This is a genomic window from Acidovorax sp. 69 (assembly GCF_002797445.1).
Lineage (GTDB): Bacteria > Pseudomonadota > Gammaproteobacteria > Burkholderiales > Burkholderiaceae_C > Acidovorax.
On the sequence record NZ_PGEP01000001.1, the window covers coordinates 2094035 to 2117725 of the forward strand.

The following is a 23691-nucleotide window of genomic DNA, read 5'->3' on the forward strand; positions in this document are numbered from 1 at the left end:
GGCGCGTTTGGCTGCACTGCGTCTGCAGTGCTGTATGCCTTGGGCTTTTGTGAGCAACACTGTGTCTGGTGGGGCGCTATTGACCTCACTTGCATTGCTGGGCACCGCATCCATGCATGTAACTGTACGGGCATTGATGATGAAGCCGATGGCATTTGCGGCGCTATCACTCCAGCGTTGCTAGGAGCGGGTTTTGTAGGGATTCGGCTTTTCGGGCGCAAATCCCAATGCCTTGAGTTCATCCTCACTCAGGTGCAACTCCGTCAGCTCTGGTTGTCGCGCCTCCACGGCGCGGCGACGTTCAAAGTTGGTTGGAGGCCCTTCCTCCATTTGTCGACGGTCTTTGCCGGTGCGCCGATCTGCGGCGATTCTGCGTTCCATACTCATGCTGATGGCCTGCTGATGGATGGTTTTTGTGGGGCTTCGAATGGGTGCCAACGCTTCTCTGTCACGGACGGCCGGAGAAGGAATGTCCGCGCTATTTGCAGTCTGCCCGAGTTGACTCCATTTGCAAACGAAAAAAGAGCACTCGACAGGTTGAAGGTATCTTGACGGCGGCCTTGATGGATTGTTGACCACTGTCCAAGGATCGCATCTCCGCAGTTGTGCCATGGTTTTCCCGGGGCGGAGCGCATGTCGCGGGGAGGGGGGCGCAGGTTCACGCCTCTCAAAAGCATCTTGGAGTTGTGGACTTACCTGCGGTGCGATGTTTTCGAGTCCCCACATTGGGGATGCAGGGTGCACCTCCATGATGCATTCAGCCCCCGGCAGTCAAAAGAAGTCGAATGGACGCCGCCAACTTCCGTTTGTGCACTGGTTTGTCGAGGGGTGTTGAGGTGGCGTGGATATTGCTTTTGAAATGTCGGTCCTCCGGTAATGCTGCCCTCTGGACCTATTGAATCCCTCCGCTAAAGATGGCGGAACCCAAGCGAGTGATGGGCTAGCAGGCCCACGTTTGGTCGTTCCAACCCACACCCCGTGCTGTCTGCGGAGGGTGAGGTGCTATGCATCCCATGACGGGCGCAATTTGCACTCATCCTGCACTCTCCTTTGCGGAGCACGGGGCTATTGCAGGATGAAAAGCATGAAGATTGTTCTCATTGGCCACGGCATGGTCGGCCACAAGTTCCTCGAAAGCCTGGCCGAGACCGGCATCACCGGCGTCGAAGTCACCGTGCTCTGCGAGGAGCCACGCCCCGCCTACGACCGGGTGCACCTCTCTGCATTCTTCAGCGGTACCTCGGCCGACGAACTCTCCCTGGTCGAGCCCGGCTTCTTCGAGCGCACCGGCTTCACGCTGCGCCTGGCGGCGCGCGCTGCCTCGGTGGACCGCCGCATCCGCACCGTGACCACCGCCGATGGCGAAGTGCTGCCCTACGACAAGCTGGTGCTGGCCACCGGCTCCAACCCCTTCGTGCCCCAGGTGGCCGGCCGTGACCGTGAGCACTGCTTCGTCTACCGCACCATCGAGGACCTGGAGGCCATGCAGGCCTCGGGCGCAAAGTCCAAGACCGGCGTGGTCGTGGGCGGGGGCCTGCTGGGCCTGGAATGCGCCAAGGCGCTGAGCGACATGGGCCTTGAAACCCATGTGGTCGAGTTCGCCCCGCGGCTGATGGCCGTGCAGGTGGACGAGGGCGGCGGCCGCGTGCTGCGCGCCAAGATCGAGGAACTGGGCGTGCAGGTGCACACCGGCCGCAACACGCAGGAGATCACCGACGGCGCCCGTGCGCGCCACCGCATGGTGTTTGCCGACGGTACGTATCTGGAGACTGACATGATCGTCTTCTCCGCCGGCATCCGTCCGCGCGATGACCTGGCCCGCCAGTGCGTGCTGGCCATCGGTCCGCGCGGCGGCGTGGCCATCGACAGTGCCTGCCGCACCAGCGACCATGACGTGTATGCCATCGGCGAATGCGCGTCGTGGAACGAGCAGACCTTCGGCCTGGTGGCGCCCGGCTACGACATGGCCCGCGTGGCGGCCCGCCATATCGCAGGCGACGCCGACGCGGCCTTCGTCGGCGCGGACATGAGCACCAAGCTCAAGCTCATGGGCGTGGACGTGGCCAGCATCGGCGACGCGCATGGCAAGACGCCCCACAGCCGCAGCTGCCAGTATGTGGACGAGCGCCGCCAGGTCTACAAGAAGATCGTCATCAGCGAAGACGGCAAGCAGCTGCTGGGCGCCGTGCTGATCGGCGACGCCACCGAATACGGCACGCTGCTGCAGATGGCGCTCAACGGCATCGCGCTGCCCGAGGACCCCGAGTTCCTGATCTTCCCGTCCAGCGACGGCAAGGCCAAGCCCGGCCTGGGTGTGGACGCCCTGCCCGACACGGCGCAGATCTGCTCGTGCAACAACGTCACCAAGGGCGGCATCTGCGCCGCCGTGGGCAACGGCGCCTGCACCATCGCCGAGATGAAGGCCTGCACCAAGGCCGGCGCCACCTGCGGCGGCTGCGTGCCCCTGGTCACCCAGGTCATGAAGGCCGAGATGGCGCGCCGCGGCATGGCCGTGAACAACCACATCTGCGAGCACTTCGCGTACTCGCGCCAGGAGATCTACCACCTGGTGCGCGTGGGCAACATCAGGAGCTTCGAGGACCTGATGGCCAGACACGGCAAGGGCATGGGCTGCGACATCTGCAAGCCCGTGGCGGCCAGTGTGTTCGCATCGTGCTGGAACGAGTTCGTGCTCAAGAAGGAGCTGGCCGGCCTGCAGGACAGCAACGACTACTACTTGGGCAACATCCAGAAGGACGGTACCTACTCGGTGGTGCCGCGCATGCCCGGTGGCGAGGTCACGCCCGACGGCCTGATCGCCGTGGGCCAGGTGGCCAAGAAGTACGGCCTGTACACCAAGGTCACGGGCGGCCAGCGCGTGGACCTGTTCGGTGCGCGCGTGGAGCAGTTGCCCACCATCTGGGAGGAGCTGATCGCCGCCGGCTTCGAGTCGGGCCATGCGTACGGCAAGTCGCTGCGCACCGTCAAGAGCTGCGTGGGATCGACCTGGTGCCGCTACGGCGTGGGCGACAGCGTGGGCCTGGCCGTGGAGCTGGAGCACCGCTACAAGGGCCTGCGCTCGCCGCACAAGATCAAGTTCGGTGTCTCGGGCTGCACCCGCGAATGCGCCGAAGCGCAGGGCAAGGACATCGGCATCATCGCCACCGAGAAGGGCTGGAACCTGTACATCTGCGGCAACGGCGGCATGAAGCCGCGCCACGCCGAGCTGTTCGCGTCCGACCTGATCAAGGAAGACCTGGTGCGCATGATCGACCGGGTGCTGATGTTCTACGTGCGCACGGCCGACCGGCTGCAGCGCACCAGCACCTGGCGCGAGAACCTCGAAGGCGGCCTCGGCTACCTCACGGATGTGCTGATCAAGGACAGCCTGGGCCTGTGCACCGAGCTCGAAGCCCAGATGCAGCATGTGGCAGACACCTACCAGTGCGAGTGGAAGACGGCCATCACCGACCCCGAAACGCGCAAGCGCTTCCGTTCATTCGTGAACAGCGACAAGGCCGACGAGAACGTGCTCTTCGTCGAGGAGCGCGGCCAGATCCGTCCGGCGCGCGCTGACGAGCGCGGCCCGACAACGGCCAAGGTTATTCCCATTCGTCAGGCCGCTTGAAAAGGATCAGAACACCATGAGCGCACTCCCCATGAATAGCAGCACCGACTCCCTGGCCTGGACCGACATCTGCGCGGTCGATGACATCCTGCCCAGCACTGGTGTCTGCGCGTTGGTCGCCAATCGCCATGTGGCGGTCTTTCGCACTAGCAGCGATCAATTTTTTGCCATCGATAATGTGGACCCGAAATCCGGGGCCAGCGTGCTGTCACGCGGGCTGATCGGCAATCTGGGTGACCGTGTCGTGGTTGCCTCGCCGCTGTACAAGAACCATTTCGACCTGCGCACGGGCGAATGCCTGGAGGCGCCCGAGCATTCGGTGAGCGCCCACAGCGTACGTGCGGTGGGAGGGCGTGTCAGCGTGGCCAGCGTGCCAGCAGCCTGACACAATCACAGCCACATCGCGGCCTCCTGCTGCATCAACCACAACCCAGGAATATTGCATGCTTGACCCGGCGGCGACCTTGTCCGTATCGAACCTTGTTCTTCGTTCCAAGCAACTGGAGATCGATGCCGTGCGCCATCTGGCCAGCCGGGCCGAACTGGTGGACGTGATCGGGCAACTGATCCAGGGCTTGCAGCGCGAGCGGGGCGCATCGGGGGCTTTTTTGGCGTCCAAGGCTCAGCGGTTTGCGGACATGCGCTTGCGGGTTGTTGAAGAGGTGGGGCCCCTGGAGGCGCAACTGCGCGAAGTGTTTGCCCAGCACACCGAGCCTGCACAGGGCGCTACTGCCAAGGCCTTGTCGTTGATGGCTTGGGCCTTGCTTGGCATGGAGTCGTTGCCGGCATTGCGCACCCAGATCGAGCGTCAGGCGATGACGGCACATGATTCGGTGGCTGCTTACAGTCACCTTATTGCAGGGCTCATCGAGTTGGTTTTTCATGTGGCTGATGCTGCAGGCCTGCCCAGCGTATCGCGCCTCCTGGTGGCGTTGCTGCACCTCGTGCAGGCCGAGGAAGAGGCAGGGCAGGAGCGGGCGTTGGGTGCACTGTTGTATGCGTCCGGCAGCAGCAACGAGGCGCATCAGCAGCGTGTGATTCACCTCATTGATGCGCAGGAGCGCAGCCTCAAGGTCTTTGCCGAGTTCGCCGAACCTGCGCTGCGCACCCGCTGGGAACAGCAGCAACTCGTGCCCGGCATGGCCCAGCTGGAGCGCCTGCGGCGAACGCTGTGTGTGGCCCGGCCAGGCGCCGTGCTCGATGGTGACCTCAGCGACACCTGGTTTGATGTGTGCTCGGAGCGCATTCATGCGCTGTGGCATCTGCAGGTTGATCTTGTCAAAACGCTGCGCGACGACTGTGAGGCTCGTATTCTCGAAGCCCAACAAGATCTACAGGACTCCAGGGGGCTGCTGCGTGACCTGCGCGACAACCCGCCGCAGCGCACGCACGCCGTGGACCGCTTTTTTGACATCGCCCTTGCTCCCACGGCCGTTCCCGAGCAACGTGGCGCTGTGTACGCTGGTGAATCCACTTCACTGGTGGATCTGTTGCAAACCCAGGCGGCACGCATGGTCAGCATGGAGGCCGAACTGGAGGCCGCTCGCCGCACGCTCAATGAGCGCAAGGTGATCGAGCGCGCCAAAGGCGTCCTCATGGCGCGGTTGGGCATGAATGAGGAGGTCGCCTTTCGGGTGCTTCAAAAGACCTCGATGGATCAGAACCGCCGCTTGCTCGATGTGGCGGAAGCCACGCTGTCGCTGCCCGACTTTGCGTTTGCGCATCAGGGCCCGCGCGATGCCAAATCTGTGCCTTGAGTGACCCAAGTTGGTGCCGGTTGCGTCGTGGAAAGGCGCACGCGCGGGGTTTCACCTTGGGGATGCACTGAAACGGATCTTCAAAGTCTGAGAAAGCTTCTACGCCACGGTACGGAAATTGCTCATTAGGAGAGCGTCCTAGGCTAATGGCGGCCTGGCACTTGTCTCCTGCAGAAACCTTCTGCAGGCCACGGAATCGCGCATCCAAGGATAACGGCGTCCCTTGTGTCACCCGGTCAGACGGGCAACACGTTGGACGCCGTTTTCTTTTGTTGCGCCGCCTTGGGCTCCAAGCCTGAGGGGTGCTTGTTTCCAGCCCAAGGAAGTCAAATGGCCTATCTCGCCCCTGCCGAGTTCGTGACCAAGATGGTCGATTCTGGTGAATCCAAGCTGCTGATGTCCACCCGCGACACACTGATTCGTTCTTATATGGCCGGTGCCATTCTCGCGTTGGCTGCGGCGTTTGCTGTGACTGTCACGGTCAACACCGGCAACCCCCTGCTGGGCGCCGTGCTGTTCCCCGTGGGCTTCATCATGCTGTACCTGATGGGCTTCGACCTGCTGACTGGCGTGTTCACGCTGGCGCCGCTGGCCGTGTTCGACAAACGTCCGGGTGCCACTTGGGCGGGTGTGCTGCGCAATTGGGGCCTGGTTTTCATGGGCAACTTCGCCGGTGCGCTCACTGTGGCCGTGTTCATGGCCATCATTTTTACTTTCGGCTTCAGTGAAGTGCCCAATGCGGTGGGCGAAAAGCTCGGCCATATCGGTGAAGGCCGCACGGTGGGCTATGCCGCCCATGGTGCGGCCGGCATGCTCACGTTGTTTGTGCGTGCCGTCATGTGCAACTGGATGGTGTCTACCGGCGTCGTGGCAGCGATGATGTCCACCACGGTGTCCGGCAAGGCTATCGGCATGTGGATGCCGGTGATGATTTTCTTCTACATGGGCTTTGAGCATTCCATCGTCAACATGTTCCTGTTCCCCACCGGCCTGATGCTGGGCGGCAAGTTCACGCTGATGGACTACCTGATCTGGAACGAGTTGCCCACGGTGCTCGGCAATCTGGTGGGGGGGCTTACCTTTGTGGGGGCCACGCTGTATTCCACCCACTACAAGACCGCGCCCAAGCGCACCATTGCATGATTGCTTCAAGGCGGGTGGCAACGGCGTTCTGTCTGCAGGAGGTGGTGTGATGACCCCTGCGCTGCGTGTCACCCTGGGCCAGTGTTCGCGCGCTGGGCGCAAGGGCATCAACCAGGATTTCCATGGTGCGATGCTGCCCGGCGAGCCGCTGCTCAGCAGCAAGGGCATTGTGGTGGCACTGGCTGATGGCATTGGGTCCAGCGCTGTCAGCCAAGAGGCAAGCGCAGCGTCGGTGCGCAGCTTTCTGGACGACTACTACGCCACGTCTGACGCATGGTCTGTGCGCCGCTCTGCGCAGCGTGTGCTGGGTGCCACCAATGCGTGGCTGCATGCGCAGACCCTGCGCAGCCATGCACGTTTTGACAAGGATCGTGGTTACGTCTGCACCTTCAGTGCATTGATCCTGAAAGGCCGCGAAGTCCATGTGCTGCATGTGGGAGACGCGCGCATCTATCGTCTGCATGCGCACTCCCTGGAGCAACTGACCAAGGATCATCGTGTCCATCTCTCGTCTGTGGAGGCGTTCCTGGGCCGCGCGCTGGGTGCCAGTGACAATGTGGAGATCGACTACGGCTGTACGGTGGCCGAGGTCGGTGCTCTATACGTGCTGGCAACGGACGGTGCTTACGCGTATTTCGATGCCGCGGATGTGCACGACGCATTGTCCCGATTTGCGGACGACTACGATGCAGCGGCGGATGCGCTGATCAGCCTGACCCAGGCGCGGGGTGCCGATGATGACATGACGGTGCAGCTGTTGCGTATTGATGCGCTGCCAGAGACCAGTCCCCACAACCTGCCGGCATTGCGCGAGGGGCTTGCCTTGCCACCACCACTGTCACCGCGCATGCAGTTCGAGGGTTACCGCGTTGTACGTGAACTGCACACTAGTTCGCGCAGCCATGTGCACCTTGCCGTGGATGAGCTGACGGGGCAGCAGGTGGTGCTCAAAATGCCCTCCACGGCACTGTCTGACGACCCTGGCTACCTTGACCAATTCCTGCTGGAGGAGTGGGTTGCGCGGCGCATTCACAGTCCCTATGTACTCAGACCCCATCTCAGCGACCGACCTCGCCGGCATGTGTACGTGGCGATGGAGTTTGTGGAGGGCCAGACGCTGGCCCAGTGGATGGTCGACCACCCCCGTCCAGACCTCGACGTGGTGCGCAGCATCATTGGTCAGGTGGCCAAGGGGCTGCATGCGTTTCACAGCAAAGAGATGCTGCACCAGGATCTACGTCCCGAAAACGTGATGATCGACCGCTCCGGCACCGTGCGCATCATCGACTTCGGGTCCACCCGAGTGGCCGGACTGGCTCCAGCAACGCCAGGAGGCGGCCCGGTCGACCCCATCGCAGGTACTTTGCAGTACACCGCACCCGAGTGCTTCATAGGCCAGGGGAGCACAGCCCGTTCTGACCTGTTTTCGCTAGCAGTTTTGACCTACCAGATGTTGACAGTGCAATTGCCATACGGTCTGCAGGTCGTACGCATACGCTCTCAGGCCGATCTGAAGGGGTTGCGGTATGTGCCTGTACGCCACCTGCGTCCCGACATGCCCGCGTGGCTGGATGGTGTATTGCAGAAGGCGTTGCATCCAGACCCTCTCAAGCGCCAGGAAGTGGTGTCCGAGTATTTGCACGACCTGCATTCACCCAGCCTGCAGTTTCAGAGCACGCGGACTGTGCCGCTGGTAGAGCGCAATCCGGTTGTTTTCTGGCAGGCCACAACGCTGGTGCTCGGTCTGATTGTCATTGGGCTGGCTGCGTTGTGCGTTGCCGGGCACTAGGTGCGCCGGGTGAAGATCCGTCGCCTTGGCCTCCACTGCCTACAACGCGGGTGAAAAAGCGGTGGAGCGCCATCGCGGCGTTCCCTCCCCTACGCCGAGACCCGCGAATACGTGCGCCGCATTCTGGGTTTTTACCGGTCTGCGAAGCATGAACGGCCCGAGGGCAGCGCTGCCGCGCAGGCATCTGCGCGCACAAAAAAACCGCCGGGGCCATGAGCCACAGGCGGTTTTTCCGAGTCAGAACGCCGGTATCAGCTAAAGAAGTTCTTCAACCGATCCGTCCAGCTCTCGCCGCTGGGCGAGTGGCGGCCACCACCCTTCTTGAGCGAATCTTCCAGCTCTCGCAACAGCTTGCGCTGGTGTTCGGTGAGCTTGACCGGGGTTTCGACCGCGATGTGGCAGTACAGGTCGCCCGGGTAGCTGGCACGCACGCCTTTGATACCCTTGCCGCGCAGTCGGAACTGTTTGCCAGCCTGGGTGCCCTCGGGGATGTCGATGGCTGCCTTGCCTGCCAGCGTGGGCACTTCGATTTCGCCACCCAGGGCGGCGGTGATGAAGCTCACCGGCACCTGGCAGTGCAGGTCGTCGCCATCGCGCTCGAAGATGTCGTGTTTCTTCAGGCGGATCTCGATGTACAGGTCACCCGGTGGGCCGCCATTGGTGCCCGGCTCGCCGTTGCCGGTGCTGCGGATGCGCATGCCGTCGTCGATGCCCGCAGGGATTTTGACTTCCAGCGTTTTTTGCTTCTTGAGCTTGCCTTGGCCGGAGCAGGTCGTGCAAGGCTCGGGAATGATCTTGCCCGTGCCACGGCAGTGGGGGCAGGTTTGCTGCACGCTGAAGAAGCCCTGGCGCATCTGTACGGTGCCGCTGCCTGAGCAGGTCGTGCAGGTCTTGGCGCTGGTACCTGGCTTGGCACCACTGCCGTGGCAGGTGTCGCAGCTTTCCCATGAAGGGATGCGGATCTGCGCATCCTTGCCCCGAGCCGCTTCTTCGAGCGTGATCTCCATGGCGTAGCTAAGGTCGCTGCCCCGGTACACCTGGCGGCCACCGGCTCCGCGCCCCCGCCCGCCTTGTTGGCCGAACATGTCGCCGAAGATGTCACCGAATGCCTCGGCAAAGCCGCCAAAGCCTTCCGCACCTGCGCCCCCCGGGCCCCGCATATTGGGGTCCACCCCGGCATGGCCGTACTGGTCGTAGGCCGCCCGTTTTTGCGCGTCGGAGAGCATCTCGTAGGCCTCCTTGGCCTCTTTGAATTTCTCTTCGGCAGGCTTGGCCGTATCACCCTGATTGCGGTCAGGGTGGTGCTTCATCGCGAGCTTGCGATAGGCCTTCTTGATTTCTTCGTCCGAGGCGTTTTTGGGAACACCCAGGATTTCGTAAAAGTCTCGTTTGGACATGGTCTTTTTGAGCCCGGTTGGAACAGTAACGCCGCGCAGGCCTCAGCTGAGGCATGGCGCGGCGGCTGGGGTCAAGGGGGGCGTGCTCAGCCCTTCTTGACTTCCTTCACTTCGGCGTCGACCACGTTGTCGTCGTCCGCAGGCTTGTTGGAGGATGCAGAGGCCGAAGCACCCGCAGCGTCAGCACCACCGGCAGCCTGGGCGGCTTGTGCTGCCTGGGATTCGGCATACATCTTCTCGCCCAGCTTCTGGCTGGCAGCCATCAGCGCCGTGGTCTTCTCGTCAATCGCGGCCTTGTCTTCGCCCTTGAGGACTTCTTCCAGTGCCTTCACCGCAGCGGTGATGGCGTCCTTCTCGCCCGCGTCGAGCTTGTCGCCATGCTCGGTCATGCTCTTGTTCACGCTGTGCACGGCGGCTTCACCCTGGTTGCGAGCTTGCACCAGTTCGAGTTTCTTCTTGTCGTCAGCGGCGTTCAGCTCGGCATCCTTGACCATCTGCTGGATTTCTTCTTCCGACAGACCGGAGTTGGCCTTGATGGTGATCTTGTTTTCCTTGCCGGTGCCCTTGTCCTTGGCGCCGACGTGCAGGATGCCGTTGGCGTCGATGTCGAACGACACTTCGATCTGTGGCGTGCCACGGGCTGCGGGTGGAATGCCTTCGAGGTTGAACTCGCCCAGCAGCTTGTTGCCGGTGGCCATTTCACGCTCGCCCTGGAAGACCTTGATGGTCACGGCGGGTTGGTTGTCGTCGGCCGTCGAGAAGGTCTGTGCGAACTTCGTCGGGATGGTCGTGTTCTTGGTGATCATCTTGGTCATGACGCCACCCAGGGTCTCGATGCCCAGCGACAGCGGCGTCACGTCCAGCAGCAGTACGTCTTTGCGGTCGCCCGACAGCACCTGGCCTTGAATGGCGGCGCCCACGGCCACGGCTTCGTCAGGGTTCACGTCCTTGCGGGGGTCCTTGCCGAAGAATTCCTTGACCTTCTCTTGCACCTTGGGCATGCGCGTCATGCCACCGACCAGGATCACGTCATGGATGTCGGACACCGACACACCGGCGTCCTTGATCGCCATACGGCAAGGGGCGATGGTGCGCTCGATCAGCTCTTCCACCAGTTGCTCCAGCTTGGCGCGGGTCAGCTTGATGTTCAGGTGCTTGGGGCCCGAAGCGTCTGCCGTGATGTAGGGCAGGTTGATGTCGGTCGCAGCCGAGTTGGACAGCTCGATCTTGGCCTTTTCAGCGGCTTCCTTTAGTCGTTGCAGAGCCAGGACGTCCTTGGACAGGTCTACGCCTTGTTCTTTCTTGAACTCGCTGATGATGAAATCGATGATGCGCTGGTCGAAGTCTTCGCCACCCAGGAAGGTGTCGCCGTTGGTCGACAGCACTTCAAACTGCTTTTCGCCGTCCACATCAGCGATTTCGATGATGGACACGTCGAACGTTCCGCCACCCAGGTCATACACGGCGATTTTGCGGTCGCCCTTTTCCTGCTTGTCCAGGCCGAAGGCCAGGGCCGCAGCGGTGGGTTCGTTGATGATGCGCTTGACATCCAGGCCGGCGATGCGGCCAGCGTCCTTGGTGGCTTGGCGCTGGGCATCGTTGAAGTACGCAGGCACGGTGATGACGGCTTCCGTCACGGGCTCGCCCAGGTAGTCTTCGGCCGTCTTCTTCATCTTGCGCAGGATGTCGGCAGACACTTGCTGTGCCGACAGCTTGTTGCCGCGCACTTCGATCCAGGCGTCGCCGTTGTCGGCGGCCACGATCTTGTAGGGCATCAGGTCGATGTCCTTTTGCACTTCTTTTTCAGTGAACTTGCGGCCAATCAGGCGTTTGACGGCGTACAGCGTGTTGCGCGGGTTGGTCACGGCCTGGCGCTTGGCTGAGGCACCGACGAGGATCTCGCCGTCTTCCTGGTAGGCCACGATGGACGGCGTGGTGCGCGCACCTTCGCTGTTCTCGATCACGCGCGTGGTGTTGCCTTCCATGATGGACACGCAGCTGTTGGTGGTCCCGAGGTCAATGCCGATGATTCTTCCCATGATTTTTCTCCGTATGCTTGAATGGTTTGGATGGCTAGTAACTTGTGGATAACTCGTGGTGGTTCAAGTCATCCGTACTGAATTATTTGAAGACTTACTTCGGGGCCGTGACGGTGACAAGTGCTGGGCGCAGCACGCGGTCGGCGATCACGTAGCCCTTTTGCAGCACAGCCACCACGGTGTTGGCTTCCTGCTCTGCCGGCACAACGCTGATAGCCTGGTGCTGGTGCGGGTCGAACTTGGCGCCCGCATCGGGGTTGATGGCCAACACCTTGTTGCGCTCCAGTGCCGATGTCAGCTGACGCAGTGTGGCGTCGGCGCCTTCGCGCAGTTGCTGGGGCGTCGCCTCCTTGATGGCCAGGGCGGCATCCAGGCTGTCGGCCACGGGCAACAGGCTCTCAGCAAAGCTCTCAATACCGAACTTGCGTGCCTTGGACACCTCATCATCGGCGCGGCGGCGGGCGTTTTCTGCTTCGGCCTTGGCGCGCAGAAACTGATCGGCCAGATCGGCGCTTTTGGCCTTCAGCTCGGCCAGTTCACCCTGCAGGCGTGCCAGCTCGTCGGAGGCGTGGGCAGCCATGGCGGCTTCTACTTCTTCGGGGGCGGGGGCATTCTGGGAGGTGTTGATTTGGCTTTGATCTGACATGTCTTGGTCTGAAGGTTAATGAACAGTGCGCGCGGTAGCTGAGGGCGTGCTGCCACAAGTCAAGGTCTGCACCAGGGATATTGCCGCTTTGGCTCGGAGTCCAGTGCGCTTTGTTGTAGTGCATGTCGGCCCGGTCCCTGTTTTTACAAGGGCGCGAGCCCCGACGAATATCTTTTGGAGGGCCTTGGTTGGGTTTGGCACCGCCTAAGTGTACAAGCGGCTTGCCTCGGGCTATAATCGCAGGCTTTCCCTTGCCACACCACTTCTCGACGCAGTGGGTGGTCTTACCCAAAAGGAGTATGCATGCGTCATTACGAAATCATTTTGTTGATCCACCCGGATCAAAGCGAACAAGTTCCAGCCATGCTGGAGCGCTACAAGGGCATGATCACCGCTGGCGGTGGCAAAGTGCACCGTGTGGAAGATTGGGGCCGCCGCCAACTGGCGTACCTGATCAACAAGCTGGCCAAGGCCCACTACCTGTGCGTGAACATCGAAGCCGACCAGGCTGTGATGGCTGAGCTGGAGCACGCCTTCAAGTTCAACGACGCCGTGCTGCGCCACCTGACGGTTCAGAAGAAGAAGGCCGATGCCGGCCCGTCTTCCATGATGAAGACGGTCGAGCGCGAAGAAGCCCGCAAGGCCAGCCAAGCTGAATATGCAGCTGCTGGCGGCGAGCGTGGCGAGCGCCCAGATCGCGCCGAGCGTCCAGAGCGCGCTGAGCGCTGATCCAGCCCGTTGGAGTGGAGAACCGCGTAGTCTTGACTGCGTGTATCGCTGAGGCTGAGTCCCTGCGCTACACACCTGCTGGATTGCCTGCCCTCACCCTGCGACTCGAACACGAGTCCCAGCAAACTGAGGCAGACCATCCCCGGGAAGTCAAGGCAGCCATCAAGGCCATTGCCTTTGGTGCAATGGCTGAGCGTCTGGCGAGGCAGAACATCGGAAGTCTCTGGACTTTCAGTGGATTTCTGGCCAACCCGCGCAATGGCAAGACCGCAGTGCTTCACATCCAGGATATTCAACAAAATTAATTTTCCAAGGGGTCCGCAATGGCCACGTTCAAGAAGTTCAACAAAGACAAGCGCCCAAAGCGCAACACCCAGTCCCTGCTGTTCAAGCGCAAGCGCTTTTGCCGCTTCACGGTGACCGGTGTTGAAGAAATCGACTACAAAGATGTCGACACGCTGCGTGATTTCATCGCCGAAAACGGCAAGATCATCCCCGCGCGCCTGACTGGCACGCGTGCCATCTTCCAGCGTCAGCTGAATACCGCCATCAAGCGCGCTCGCTTCCTGGCCCTGGTGCCTTACAGCGACCAGCACAAGATCTAAGGAGCACAACCCATGCAAATCATCCTGCTCGACAAGGTTGTGAACCTCGGCAACCTTGGTGAAATCGTCAAGGTCAAAGACGGCTACGCCCGCAATTTCCTGATCCCTTCGGGCCGCGCACGCCGCGCCACCGAATCGGCCAAGGCCGAGTTCGAAGCCAAGCGCGCTGAACTCGAAAAGGCTGCTGCTGCCAAGCTGGCAGAAGCCCAAGCCCAAGGCGAAAAGCTGGCTGGCACCACCGTCAAGCTGACGCAAAAGGCTGGCGTGGACGGCCGTCTGTTTGGTTCTGTGACCAACCATGACATCGCTGAAGAGCTGAGCAAGCAGGGCTACAAGGTTGCCAAGGCTCAAGTTCGCCTGCCCAACGGCCCTATCAAGGTCGTGAGCGAAAGCACCGTGAGCGTCGCTCTGCACACCGACGTGGTGGTGGACGTGACCGTTTCGGTCTACGGCGAAACGGCCTGATTCACCTTGGTGATTCAACAAAAAGCCGCCCTCGGGCGGCTTTTGTCTTTGTGTGCACCTGTTTTGTACATGATTGCCCACCGGTAATCCACGGATTACCCACAGCTTTATCCCCGTTGCCGCCTGTGCCTGGCAGCGGGCTTGTATTGTTGACTTAGGCCTTGTCCGGAGAACCTCCATGTCCGCAGTCTTTCCCCCACTGGATGACCATGGTTTCGTTCCGCCCCCGGTGGATCGGGAGATCGCCCAGTTGCGGGTTCCACCCCACTCGATCGAGGCCGAGTCCAGCGTGCTGGGGGGCCTGCTGCTGGACAACAATGCCTGGGATCGCGTGGGCGATCTGCTGGTGGAGAGCCACTTTTACCGACACGAGCACCAGATGGTCTATTCGGCCATTGGTGCGCTGATCAACGGCAGCAAGCCGGCTGACGTCATCACGGTGTTCGAGCACCTTCAGAACCAGGGCAAGGCACAGGAGATGGGGGGCTGGCCTACCTGAACAACCTGGCGCAGTACGTCCCCAGCGCGAGCAATATTCGCCGCTATGCAGAGATCGTGCGCGAGCGCGCCATCCTGCGCAAACTGGTCACGGCCAGCGATGAAATCTCCACCAATGCGTTCAACCCGCAGGGCAAGACGGTCGAGCGGATCCTGGACGAGGCCGAAGCCAAGATATTTGCCATTGGCGAAGAGGGCTCGCGCACCAAGCAGGGTTTTCAGTCGCTCGACACTCTGGTGATTGATCTGTTGGACCGGGTGCAGGAGATGGCGGACAACCCGGTGGACGTGACCGGTGTTCCCACAGGCTTTGCCGACCTGGACCGCATGACGTCCGGCCTGCAGGCAGGCGACATGGTGGTGCTGGCGGCGCGCCCGTCGATGGGCAAGACCTCGTTCGCGGTGAACATCGCCGAGCATGTGGCTCTCAATGAGGGCTTGCCGGTCGCCATCTTCTCGATGGAAATGGGCGCCGCCCAGCTGGCGGTGCGTATCGTGGGCTCGATTGGCCGTGTGAACCAGGGTAACCTGCGCACCGGCAAGCTCACAGACGACGAGTGGCCCCGGCTGACAGAGGCTATCGAGAAGCTGCGCACCGTCTCGCTGCACATTGATGAAACCCCGGGCCTCACACCCGGCGAGTTGCGCGCCAATGCGCGGCGCCTGGCGCGCCAGTGCGGCAAGCTGGGTTTGATCGTGGTCGATTACTTACAGCTGATGAGCGGATCGGGCTCGGCGGCCAGCTCGGACAATCGGGCGACCGAACTGGGTGAAATCTCCCGGGGCTTGAAGATGCTGGCCAAGGAGCTGCAGTGCCCGGTGATTGCGCTGTCTCAGCTCAACCGATCGGTGGAGCAGCGCACCGACAAGCGCCCCATGATGTCCGACCTGCGCGAATCCGGCGCTATCGAGCAGGATGCCGACATCATCATGTTCATCTACCGTGACGACTACTACAACAAGGACTCCAAGGAGCCCAATGTTGCCGAGGTCATCATTGGCAAGCAGCGTAACGGGCCGACTGGCACGATCAAGCTGTTCTTCCAGAAGAACCAGACACGCTTCGAGAATCTGGCGATGGGCTCGGGCGACGATTTCTAATGAAAATAGCTACTAGCGCTTATCGAATAAGCGCTAGTAGCTATTAAATTTATAGCAATTGTATGAAGGCGTTGTCCGGCGTCTGTGTCTTCGCTGTCACCGTGTGCTGACCGTTGTTATGACTGCTTCAGCACCCACACCAGCAAGCCCACGCATCCCGCAGTCAGAACGCCTGCGATGACCGTGAGCCGTTGGTGGCTTTTGCGCAGCAGTTCTACCTCCTGCACGACCTGGGCATTCTGTTCAGCCAGGGACTGGATCAGCACGGCCGACTCCTGTTGCTCCTGTTCAAGCCGTGCGACACGGTCACGCAAATGCCGCAGTTGCACGGCGATGGGAGTGGCGGATTCGCCGCCGGGCCCGTCCAGTGCACTTGCCTCCGCTTCTGCGTTGCCTTTTTGGGTGGTGCCCAACAGCTTCTTGGCTGCCTGCAGGATCTGGGGCGTCGCCTCGATGACGTCGCCCCAGGGCACCAGTTTTAGCGCAGCGACCCAGCCTGCAGCCAACTCAGAGCACCTCGCTGGCGAAATCTGCCAGGCGTGAACGTTCGCCCCGCGCCAGCGTGATGTGCCCGCTGTGTGGCCAGCCCTTGAAACGATCCACCGCATAGGTCAGGCCCGATGAGCCTTCGGTGAGATACGGTGTGTCGATCTGCGCCAAGTTGCCCATGCAGATGATCTTGGTGCCAGGGCCCGCCCGGGTGATCAGTGTTTTCATCTGCTTGGGCGTCAGGTTCTGCGCCTCGTCGATGATGACGTACTTGTTCAGGAAAGTGCGGCCGCGCATGAAGTTCATGCTCTTGATCTTGATGCGGCTGCGGATGAGTTCGTTGGTGGCCGCACGGCCCCATTCGCCTGCGTTGCCGCCATCGCCCTTGGCCAGGAACTCCAGGTTGTCGTCCAGCGCGCCCATCCAGGGGCCCATCTTCTCTTCTTCGGTGCCGGGCAGGAAGCCGATGTCCTCGCCCACGCTCACGGTGGCGCGGGTCATGATGATCTCGGTATAGCGGCGATCGTCCAGTACCTGGGTCAGGCCTGCAGCCAGGGCCAGCAGGGTCTTGCCGGTGCCGGCTGTGCCAGTCAGGGTTACAAAGTCAATCTCGGGGTCCATGAGCAGGTTCATGGCGTAGTTCTGCTCACGGTTGCGTGTGCTCACGCCCCACACCGCATTCTTGGCCGAACCGTAGTCCTTGAGTGTTTGCAGTACCGCCGTCTTTTCGCGGATCTCGCTCACGCGCGCAAATAGGCTGGGCTCGCCGGGGGCTTCGAAGTACACGAACTGATTGATCATCAGCTGCGGCACGATGGGGCCGCCGATGCGGTAGTAAGTGTGGGCACCGCTTTGCCAGCTTTCCACATTTTTGCCACTCTTGGCCCAGAAGTCGGGCGGTAGTGCCAGCACACCGGCGTACAGCAGGTCGCCGTCTTCCAGTGTTTTGTCGTTTTGGTAGTCCTCGGCGTTCAGGCCCAGGGCGCGCGCCTTGACGCGCATGTTGATGTCCTTGGACACCAGCACCACCTCGCGCGGCGCGTGCAGCTTGCGCAGTGCTTCGACCACGCCCAGGATCTGGTTGTCGGCCTTGCCCTGGGGAAGGCTGGTGGGCAGGCTGTAATCGAGCGGGACTGTCTGGAAGAACAGATGGCCGCCCGCTGCCCGCTGGCCGGTGGAGTCGAGCTTGAGGCCGTGGGCAATGTCGGCGCCTTGCACGCCAGCCAGTGCATCCAGGGTGCGACTGGTCTGGCGGCCATTGCGGGCCACTTCGGTCATGCCCTTCTTGTGACCGTCCAGCTCTTCCAGCACGATCATCGGCAGGAAGATGTCGTGCTCTTCAAAACGGAACAGGCTGGTGGGGTCGTGCAACAACACGTTGGTGTCCAGCACAAAAAGTTTGGTGGGGCCTTGCGAGGCAGACTTTCTGCTGCGTGCGGTGGATGGCGCAGGCGTTGCCATATTCACTGCCGGTGGCGCAATGCCTGTCGTGCGCGTCTTGCGGGGGCTGGTCGTACGGGCGGCTGGTGGAGTGGCTGGTTCTGGCGCGCGGGTGCGGGTCTCGACCTGCATGAGGGGTGTTGAATTTGCAGAGATCGCCGTCGATGCCACGCTGTCTGCTTTGCGTCCTGAGCGCGCAGGAGATGCGGTTTTTGCGGGTGCAGCGACGGGCTCGTTGGCGGAGGCTTGTGACACCCGTGGACGGGCGGTCACTTCAAAGGCTTCTGGCGCGAGGAGTGCAGCGCGCCGGCTGGGTGCGGGGGGCAGGGGCATGGTGGCGGGGCCTCGGTCGGTAAAAAAATCGGGGGGTCAGAAAGCAAAAAGCCGCCTGGAGGCCAAGGCGGCTTTTGGAAAGGGGGCAAGTGTTGCGATAACCAGGGGCATAAATCCATTATGCCTACTCCGGATGTCTTGCCTGGGCAAAACAAGCGGGGTGTCGCGCCGATGCCCCAGTGCTTGGATCAGGCGGCTTTTTTCAGGGCCTTGATGGACTTGACGGTCTTGAGGACTTCGTCCACGTGACCGGGCACCTTGAGTCCACGCCATTCTTGCACCAGCAGACCGTCGGGCCCGACCAGGAAGGTGCTGCGCTCAATGCCTTTGACCTTCTTGCCGTACATGATCTTGTTCTTGACCACGCCGAACATATGGCACATTTTTTCTTCGGTGTCGGCGATCAGCTCAAACGGCAGTTCCAGCTTTTCCTTGAAATCGTCGTGCGACTTCATGTTGTCGCGCGAGACGCCGAACACAGCAGCGCCAGCCTTCACGAAGTCCTTGTACTTGTCGCGAAACTGCATGGCCTCCGTGGTGCAGCCAGGCGTGTTGTCCTTGGGGTAGAAGTACAGAACCATGACCTGGCCGAGGTGGGAGGTGTTGGAGACCTTGATTCCACCAGTCGCGTTGGCTTCAAATTCAGGGAGGGGTTTGTTGACAACGATCGCCATATCACTTCAATCTCTCAGGATGTAGTCGTTGGTAAGCCGGGGGAGTGGGTGTGTTATTGCTCTTGATAGTGCCCCCGACCGCAACCGGTGATTTTACCCTGAAATCGGTTCCCGGCCAAATGTAAGACAGTGTGTCTTGCTTGGGTTTGAGCGCTTCGGCAAGGCCGTGCATAGGTGCCAGTGCTTTCGCAAACCGCCACGAACCCCGGCGGCCGCAGAAGGGGCCTCAGACTTCCAGAATCAGGGCGGCGACCACATTCCGTCCTTCGCTGGCGAGGATGTTGTAGGTGCGGCAGGCCGCTGGGGTATCCATGGTTTCCAGCCCCAGCCTGCGGGCAATGAGAGGGGCCAGCCAGGCGGGAGGAGGGAAGCGGTTGCGTGTACCACTGCCGAAAATGACGAGTTCCGTCTCCAGTTCCGCCAACTGCGCAAAGTGCTCTGGGGTCAGGTCCTCAAAGCGGGTGCAGGCCCATGCTTGGCGCAGTCCTGCAGAGCCAATGATGACGCTGTGGGTGATCTTCTCCGCATCAATGCCGATCCAGCCGGGGCCATAGCCGCTGATGGTTTGTGCGCTTGATCGGTCGGGCTGGAATTTCATGGGTGTTGGCGTGGATGGCAGAACGCGCTGCGCGGGCACTGCCATGAGGCGCGGCGCCGGGGGATTGCTTTGGTTCTGTGGTCAAATTATAGGTTTCGCCAAGATGCCAGCCGCTCTGGTTGACACCTGACCCCACTGCACCACCGTCAGCGCATGAAAACCGTCCAAAAATCCGCCAAGCTCGCCAACGTCTGCTACGACATCCGGGGGCCCATCATGGACGCGGCCAAGCAGATGGAGGAGGACGGCCACAAGATCATCAAGCTCAACATCGGCAATCTGGCGGTGTTCGGATTTGACGCCCCCGAAGAAATCCAGCAGGACATGATCCGCAATCTGCCCAACTCGGCCGGTTACTCGGACAGCAAGGGTATTTTTGCCGCGCGCAAAGCGGTGATGCATGAGACCCAGAAGCAGGGCATCAAGGGCGTCACGCTGGACGACATTTATCTGGGCAACGGTGCCAGCGAGCTGATCGTGATGGCCACGAATGCGCTGCTGGACACGGGCGACGAACTGCTGCTGCCCTCGCCGGACTATCCGCTGTGGACGGCTGCTGCAAGCCTGTCGGGGGGGACTCCGGTGCACTACCTGTGCGATGAGGCCAATGGCTGGATGCCGGACCTGGATGACATTCGCGCCAAGATCACTCCCAGCACCAAGGGCATCGTCGTCATCAACCCCAACAACCCCACAGGGGCGCTGTATTCGGACGAATTGCTCAAGGGCATTGTCGAGATCGCGCGGGCGCATGGCCTGGTGATCTTTGCCGATGAGGTGTACGACAAGGTGTTGTATGACGGCGTCCGGCACACGGCCATTGGCTCGCTGAGCGAGGATGTGCTCACTCTTACCTTCAACTCGTTGTCCAAGAGCTACCGCTCGTGCGGCTACCGCGCGGGCTGGCTGGTGGTGTCGGGTGACAAGAAGCCCGCCAAGGACTACATCGAGGGCCTGAACATGCTCTCGAACATGCGTCTGTGCGCCAACGTGCCTGGCCAATGGGCGATTCAGACGGCACTGGGGGGGCACCAGAGCATCAATGAACTGGTGTGTGAAGGCGGGCGTCTGCGCAAGCAGCGTGATCTGGCCTATGAACTCATCACGGCCATCCCCGGTGTGACCTGTGTGAAACCGCGTGCGGCGCTTTATATGTTTCCGCGCCTGGACCCTGCCATCTATCCCATCAAGGACGATCAGCAGTTCTTCCTGGAGCTGCTCCAGGAAACCAAGGTCATGCTGGTCCAAGGCACGGGCTTCAACTGGGCTGCACCCGATCATTTCCGCATCGTGTTTCTGCCCCACGAGGATGATTTGCGCGACGCCATTGGCCGTGTGGCCCGGTTCCTGGAGCAGTACCGCAAGCGCATGCAGACGGCCACGGCCTGATCAGTGTGTTGCCCTGTTGTTTGATTGCTCTTTTTTTATAGCTGCTAGCGCTTTATAAATAAGCGCTAGAGCCCATTTTGACTGGTATAAATCCCATGAAACCCATCCAAGTAGGCCTTCTGGGCATTGGCACTGTCGGTAGCGGCGTGTTCAACGTGTTGCAACGCAACCAGGACGAAATCAGCCGCCGCGCGGGCTGTGGCATCGAGATCACCATGGTGGCCGATCTGGATGTAGAGCGCGCCAAGAACGTGGTGGGCCCCAACGTGCAGGTGGTGAATGACGCCCGGGCCATCATCGCCAACCCCGACATCGACATCGTCATTGAGCTGATCGGCGGCTATGGCGTCGCCAAGGCGCTGGTGCTCGAAGCCATCGCGGCCGGCAAGCATGTGGTCACCGCCAACAAGGCGCTGCTGGCCGTGCACGGCACCGAGATCTTCGCCGCCGCATCGGCCAAGGGCGTGATGGTGGCCTTCGAGGCCGCCGTGGCCGGTGGCATCCCCATCATCAAGGCACTGCGCGAAGGCCTCACCGCCAACCGCATCCAGTGGATTGCCGGCATCATCAATGGCACCACCAACTTCATCCTGTCTGAGATGCGCAGCAAAGGGCTGGACTTTGATGTGGTGCTCAAGGAAGCGCAGCGCCTGGGCTACGCCGAGGCCGATCCCACCTTCGACATCGAAGGCGTGGACGCAGCCCACAAGGTCACGCTGATGAGCGCGATTGCGTTCGGTATTCCCGTGCAATTTGACAAGGCCTATGTGGAAGGCATCACCAAGCTGGGCGCTGCCGACATCAAATACGCCGAACAACTGGGCTACCGCATCAAGCTCTTGGGTATCACCAAGCGCGCGGACAAGGGCATCGAGCTGCGTGTGCACCCGAGCCTCGTGCCCACCAAGCGCCTGATTGCCAACGTCGAGGGCGCCATGAACGCCGTGGTGGTGCAGGGTGATGCCGTAGGCACCACGCTGTACTACGGCAAGGGCGCGGGCAGTGAGCCCACCGCCAGTGCCGTGATTGCCGACCTGGTGGACATCGCCCGCCTGCACACGGCCGACCCCGAGCACCGCGTGCCGCACCTGGCTTTCCAGGCCAACACGCTGACCGATGCCATGGGCACGCTGCCGCTGCTGCCCATGAGCGAAGTGGTCACCAGCTACTACCTGCGCCTTCGTGTGGCCGACCAGGCGGGCGTGCTCGCCAAGGTCACCGGCCTGCTGGCCGAGGCGGGCGTGAGCATCGATGCCGTGCTGCAGCGCGAGGCGGACGAGGTAGGAGGCGAGGGCTCTACCCAGACCGATCTCATCATCCTGACCCACGACACCCGCGAAGGCACCATGGACGCCGTGATCGCCCAGATGCAGGCGCTGCCTACCGTGCTGGCGCCCATCACGCGCATCCGCAAAGAGGAGCTGAACTGATGCTGTACGTCTCCACCCGCGGCCATGCAGACCGCAAACAGTTTTGCGACATCCTGCTCGAAGGCCTGGCCCCCGATGGTGGCCTCTACATGCCCGAGCACTACCCGAAGGTCAACCGCGCCATGCTCACGCGCCTGCGCAAGGCCTACCACGAGCAGGGGTACGCCGAGCTGGCGTTCCAAATCCTGTCGCTGTACATCGACGACATCCCGGCCGCCGATCTGAAGGCGATCTGTGCCAAGACCTACACCGCCGAAGTCTTCGGCACGGGCGAGATCGTGCCCTTGCGTCATCTTGAAGACGGCCTGTGGCTCGAAGCCCTGTCCAACGGCCCCACGCTGGCCTTCAAGGACATGGCCATGCAGCTGCTGGGCAACCTGTTCGAGTACGAACTGAACCGCCGTGGCGAAGAACTCAACATCCTGGGTGCCACCAGCGGCGACACCGGCAGCGCTGCCGAATACGCCATGCGCGGCAAAGAGGGCGTGCGCGTTTTCATGACCAGCCCGCACGGCCGCATGAGCGCCTTCCAACAGGCCCAGATGTTCAGCCTGCAGGACGAGAACATCCACAACATCGCCATCGAAGGCGTGTTTGATGACTGCCAGGACATCGTCAAGGCCGTGAGCAACGACCTCGATTTCAAGCGCAAGTACAAGATCGGCACCGTCAACTCCATCAACTGGGCGCGCCTGCTGGCGCAGGTGGTGTACTACTTTGCGGGCTACATCCAGGCCACCGAGAGCAACGACCAGAAGGTCAGCTTCACCGTGCCCAGCGGCAACTTCGGCAATGTCTGCGCGGGCCATGTGGCGCGCCAGATGGGCCTGCCGATTGCCAAGCTGGTGGTGGCCACCAACGAGAACGACGTGCTCGATGAGTTCTTTCGCACCGGTGCCTACCGCGTGCGTGCTGCTGCGGACACGCATGAGACATCGAGCCCCTCGATGGACATCAGCAAGGCCAGCAATTTCGAGCGTTTCGTTTTTGACCTGCTGGGCCGCAACGGCCAGCGCACCAAGGCCTTGTTCAGCGCCGCGCTGCAAACCTATGGCCGGTTCGATCTGAGCGCCGACCCCCTGTTTGCCGACGCCGCCAAGAAATACGGCTTTGAAAGCGGCAAGAGCACCCACGCAGACCGCCTGGCCACCATCAAGGACAACTTTGAGCGCCATGGCGTCACCATCGACACCCACACCGCCGATGGCGTGAAGGTGGCCCGTGAGCACCACCAGGATGCCAAGGTGCCCATGATCGTGCTGGAGACGGCGCTGCCCATCAAGTTTGCCGAGACCATCGTTGAAGCCCTGGGCCACGCGCCCGAGCGCCCAGAGAAGTTTGTGGGCATCGAAGACCTGCCCAAGCGTGTGCAGGTCATGCCCGCCGACGTGGAGCTGGTCAAGGCTTACATCGAGCGTCATTGCGCGCCTGCCGTGTTGGGCTAGGGCCTGCTTTGGATGTGGTGCGGCTGGGTTTTGAGGTCAAAGATGCCCCTGGCGCTTTTCTGTTAAGCGGTAGCAGCTATAAATAGCATAGCTAAC

At 61.5% G+C, this 23691-nt stretch carries 20 protein-coding genes and 1 pseudogene; 13 read left to right on the forward strand and 8 right to left on the reverse strand.

Features of this window, described 5'->3' with window-relative positions; genetic code table 11:
- Positions 1–180: 180 nt before the first annotated feature.
- Positions 181–387: a hypothetical protein gene (locus CLU85_RS09595; RefSeq protein WP_232727782.1), complete on the reverse strand. Its 207-nt coding sequence runs from the start codon at positions 385–387 to the stop codon at positions 181–183.
- Between the two features lie 697 nt (positions 388–1084).
- Between CLU85_RS09595 and nirB the strand changes: the two genes are divergently transcribed.
- The 5 genes from nirB (at position 1085) to CLU85_RS09620 (ending at position 8317) form a co-directional block, all read left to right on the forward strand.
- Entirely contained in the window at positions 1085–3628 is a 2544-nt protein-coding gene (gene nirB, locus CLU85_RS09600) for a nitrite reductase large subunit NirB (protein WP_100410061.1), read from the forward strand.
- A gap of 16 nt (positions 3629–3644) precedes the next feature.
- Positions 3645–4013 (forward strand): nitrite reductase small subunit NirD, encoded by a 369-nt coding sequence (gene nirD, locus CLU85_RS09605; protein ID WP_232727783.1) that lies wholly within the window; start codon positions 3645–3647, stop codon positions 4011–4013.
- A gap of 58 nt (positions 4014–4071) precedes the next feature.
- On the forward strand, positions 4072–5385 hold the full coding sequence (locus CLU85_RS09610) for a nitrate- and nitrite sensing domain-containing protein (protein ID WP_100410063.1): 1314 nt from the start codon (positions 4072–4074) through the stop codon (positions 5383–5385).
- Between the two features lie 330 nt (positions 5386–5715).
- On the forward strand, positions 5716–6528 hold the full coding sequence (locus CLU85_RS09615; protein WP_100410064.1) for a formate/nitrite transporter family protein: 813 nt from the start codon (positions 5716–5718) through the stop codon (positions 6526–6528).
- A gap of 49 nt (positions 6529–6577) precedes the next feature.
- Complete coding sequence (locus CLU85_RS09620; protein ID WP_100410065.1) at positions 6578–8317, forward strand: bifunctional protein-serine/threonine kinase/phosphatase; 1740 nt, start codon at positions 6578–6580, stop codon at positions 8315–8317.
- Positions 8318–8568: 251 nt separating this feature from the next.
- Here CLU85_RS09620 and dnaJ read toward each other — a convergent pair whose 3' ends face one another.
- The 3 genes from dnaJ to grpE all read right to left on the reverse strand — a co-directional run bounded on the left by dnaJ (position 8569) and on the right by grpE (position 12399).
- Complete coding sequence (gene dnaJ / locus CLU85_RS09630; RefSeq protein ID WP_100410066.1) at positions 8569–9714, reverse strand: molecular chaperone DnaJ; 1146 nt, start codon at positions 9712–9714, stop codon at positions 8569–8571.
- An 86-nt stretch (positions 9715–9800) separates the two neighbouring features.
- Positions 9801–11753: a molecular chaperone DnaK gene (gene dnaK, locus CLU85_RS09635; RefSeq protein WP_100410067.1), complete on the reverse strand. Its 1953-nt coding sequence runs from the start codon at positions 11751–11753 to the stop codon at positions 9801–9803.
- 94 nt (positions 11754–11847) lie between these two features.
- Complete coding sequence (gene grpE / locus CLU85_RS09640; protein ID WP_100410068.1) at positions 11848–12399, reverse strand: nucleotide exchange factor GrpE; 552 nt, start codon at positions 12397–12399, stop codon at positions 11848–11850.
- Between the two features lie 303 nt (positions 12400–12702).
- On the opposite strand from grpE, the gene rpsF reads away from it, so the two are divergent.
- The 5 genes and pseudogenes from rpsF (at position 12703) to dnaB (ending at position 15797) form a co-directional block, all read left to right on the forward strand.
- Positions 12703–13128 (forward strand): 30S ribosomal protein S6, encoded by a 426-nt coding sequence (gene rpsF, locus CLU85_RS09645; protein WP_100410069.1) that lies wholly within the window; start codon positions 12703–12705, stop codon positions 13126–13128.
- A gap of 14 nt (positions 13129–13142) precedes the next feature.
- Positions 13143–13433, forward strand: a complete 291-nt coding sequence (gene priB / locus CLU85_RS09650) for a primosomal replication protein N (protein ID WP_100410070.1) — start codon at positions 13143–13145, stop codon at positions 13431–13433.
- An 18-nt stretch (positions 13434–13451) separates the two neighbouring features.
- Positions 13452–13733: a 30S ribosomal protein S18 gene (gene rpsR, locus CLU85_RS09655; RefSeq protein WP_005795932.1), complete on the forward strand. Its 282-nt coding sequence runs from the start codon at positions 13452–13454 to the stop codon at positions 13731–13733.
- Positions 13734–13745: 12 nt separating this feature from the next.
- A complete protein-coding gene (gene rplI / locus CLU85_RS09660) occupies positions 13746–14198 on the forward strand; it encodes a 50S ribosomal protein L9 (RefSeq protein ID WP_100410071.1) in 453 nt (150 codons plus the stop codon).
- A gap of 178 nt (positions 14199–14376) precedes the next feature.
- Positions 14377–15797: pseudogene (dnaB, locus tag CLU85_RS09665) on the forward strand (replicative DNA helicase).
- 116 nt (positions 15798–15913) lie between these two features.
- Here the strand turns inward: dnaB and CLU85_RS09670 are convergent.
- The 4 genes from CLU85_RS09670 to CLU85_RS09685 form a co-directional block, all read right to left on the reverse strand.
- Positions 15914–16303: a hypothetical protein gene (locus CLU85_RS09670; protein ID WP_100410072.1), complete on the reverse strand. Its 390-nt coding sequence runs from the start codon at positions 16301–16303 to the stop codon at positions 15914–15916.
- A gap of 1 nt (position 16304) precedes the next feature.
- Positions 16305–18059, reverse strand: coding sequence for a PhoH family protein (locus CLU85_RS09675; RefSeq protein WP_100410073.1), 1755 nt, complete (start codon positions 18057–18059; stop codon positions 16305–16307).
- Positions 18060–18247: 188 nt separating this feature from the next.
- Entirely contained in the window at positions 18248–18733 is a 486-nt protein-coding gene (locus tag CLU85_RS09680; RefSeq protein ID WP_100410074.1) for a peroxiredoxin, read from the reverse strand.
- Between the two features lie 226 nt (positions 18734–18959).
- A complete protein-coding gene (locus CLU85_RS09685) occupies positions 18960–19331 on the reverse strand; it encodes an Mth938-like domain-containing protein (RefSeq protein ID WP_100410075.1) in 372 nt (123 codons plus the stop codon).
- 153 nt (positions 19332–19484) lie between these two features.
- Here CLU85_RS09685 and CLU85_RS09690 point away from each other — a divergent pair, with 153 nt between their 5' ends.
- The 3 genes from CLU85_RS09690 (at position 19485) to thrC (ending at position 23595) form a co-directional block, all read left to right on the forward strand.
- On the forward strand, positions 19485–20720 hold the full coding sequence (locus tag CLU85_RS09690; RefSeq protein WP_100410076.1) for a pyridoxal phosphate-dependent aminotransferase: 1236 nt from the start codon (positions 19485–19487) through the stop codon (positions 20718–20720).
- Between the two features lie 95 nt (positions 20721–20815).
- On the forward strand, positions 20816–22150 hold the full coding sequence (locus CLU85_RS09695) for a homoserine dehydrogenase (protein ID WP_100410077.1): 1335 nt from the start codon (positions 20816–20818) through the stop codon (positions 22148–22150).
- A complete protein-coding gene (gene thrC / locus CLU85_RS09700) occupies positions 22150–23595 on the forward strand; it encodes a threonine synthase (protein WP_100410078.1) in 1446 nt (481 codons plus the stop codon). Before CLU85_RS09695 ends, thrC begins: the two co-directional genes overlap by 1 nt.
- The last annotated feature ends 96 nt before the right edge of the window (positions 23596–23691 follow it).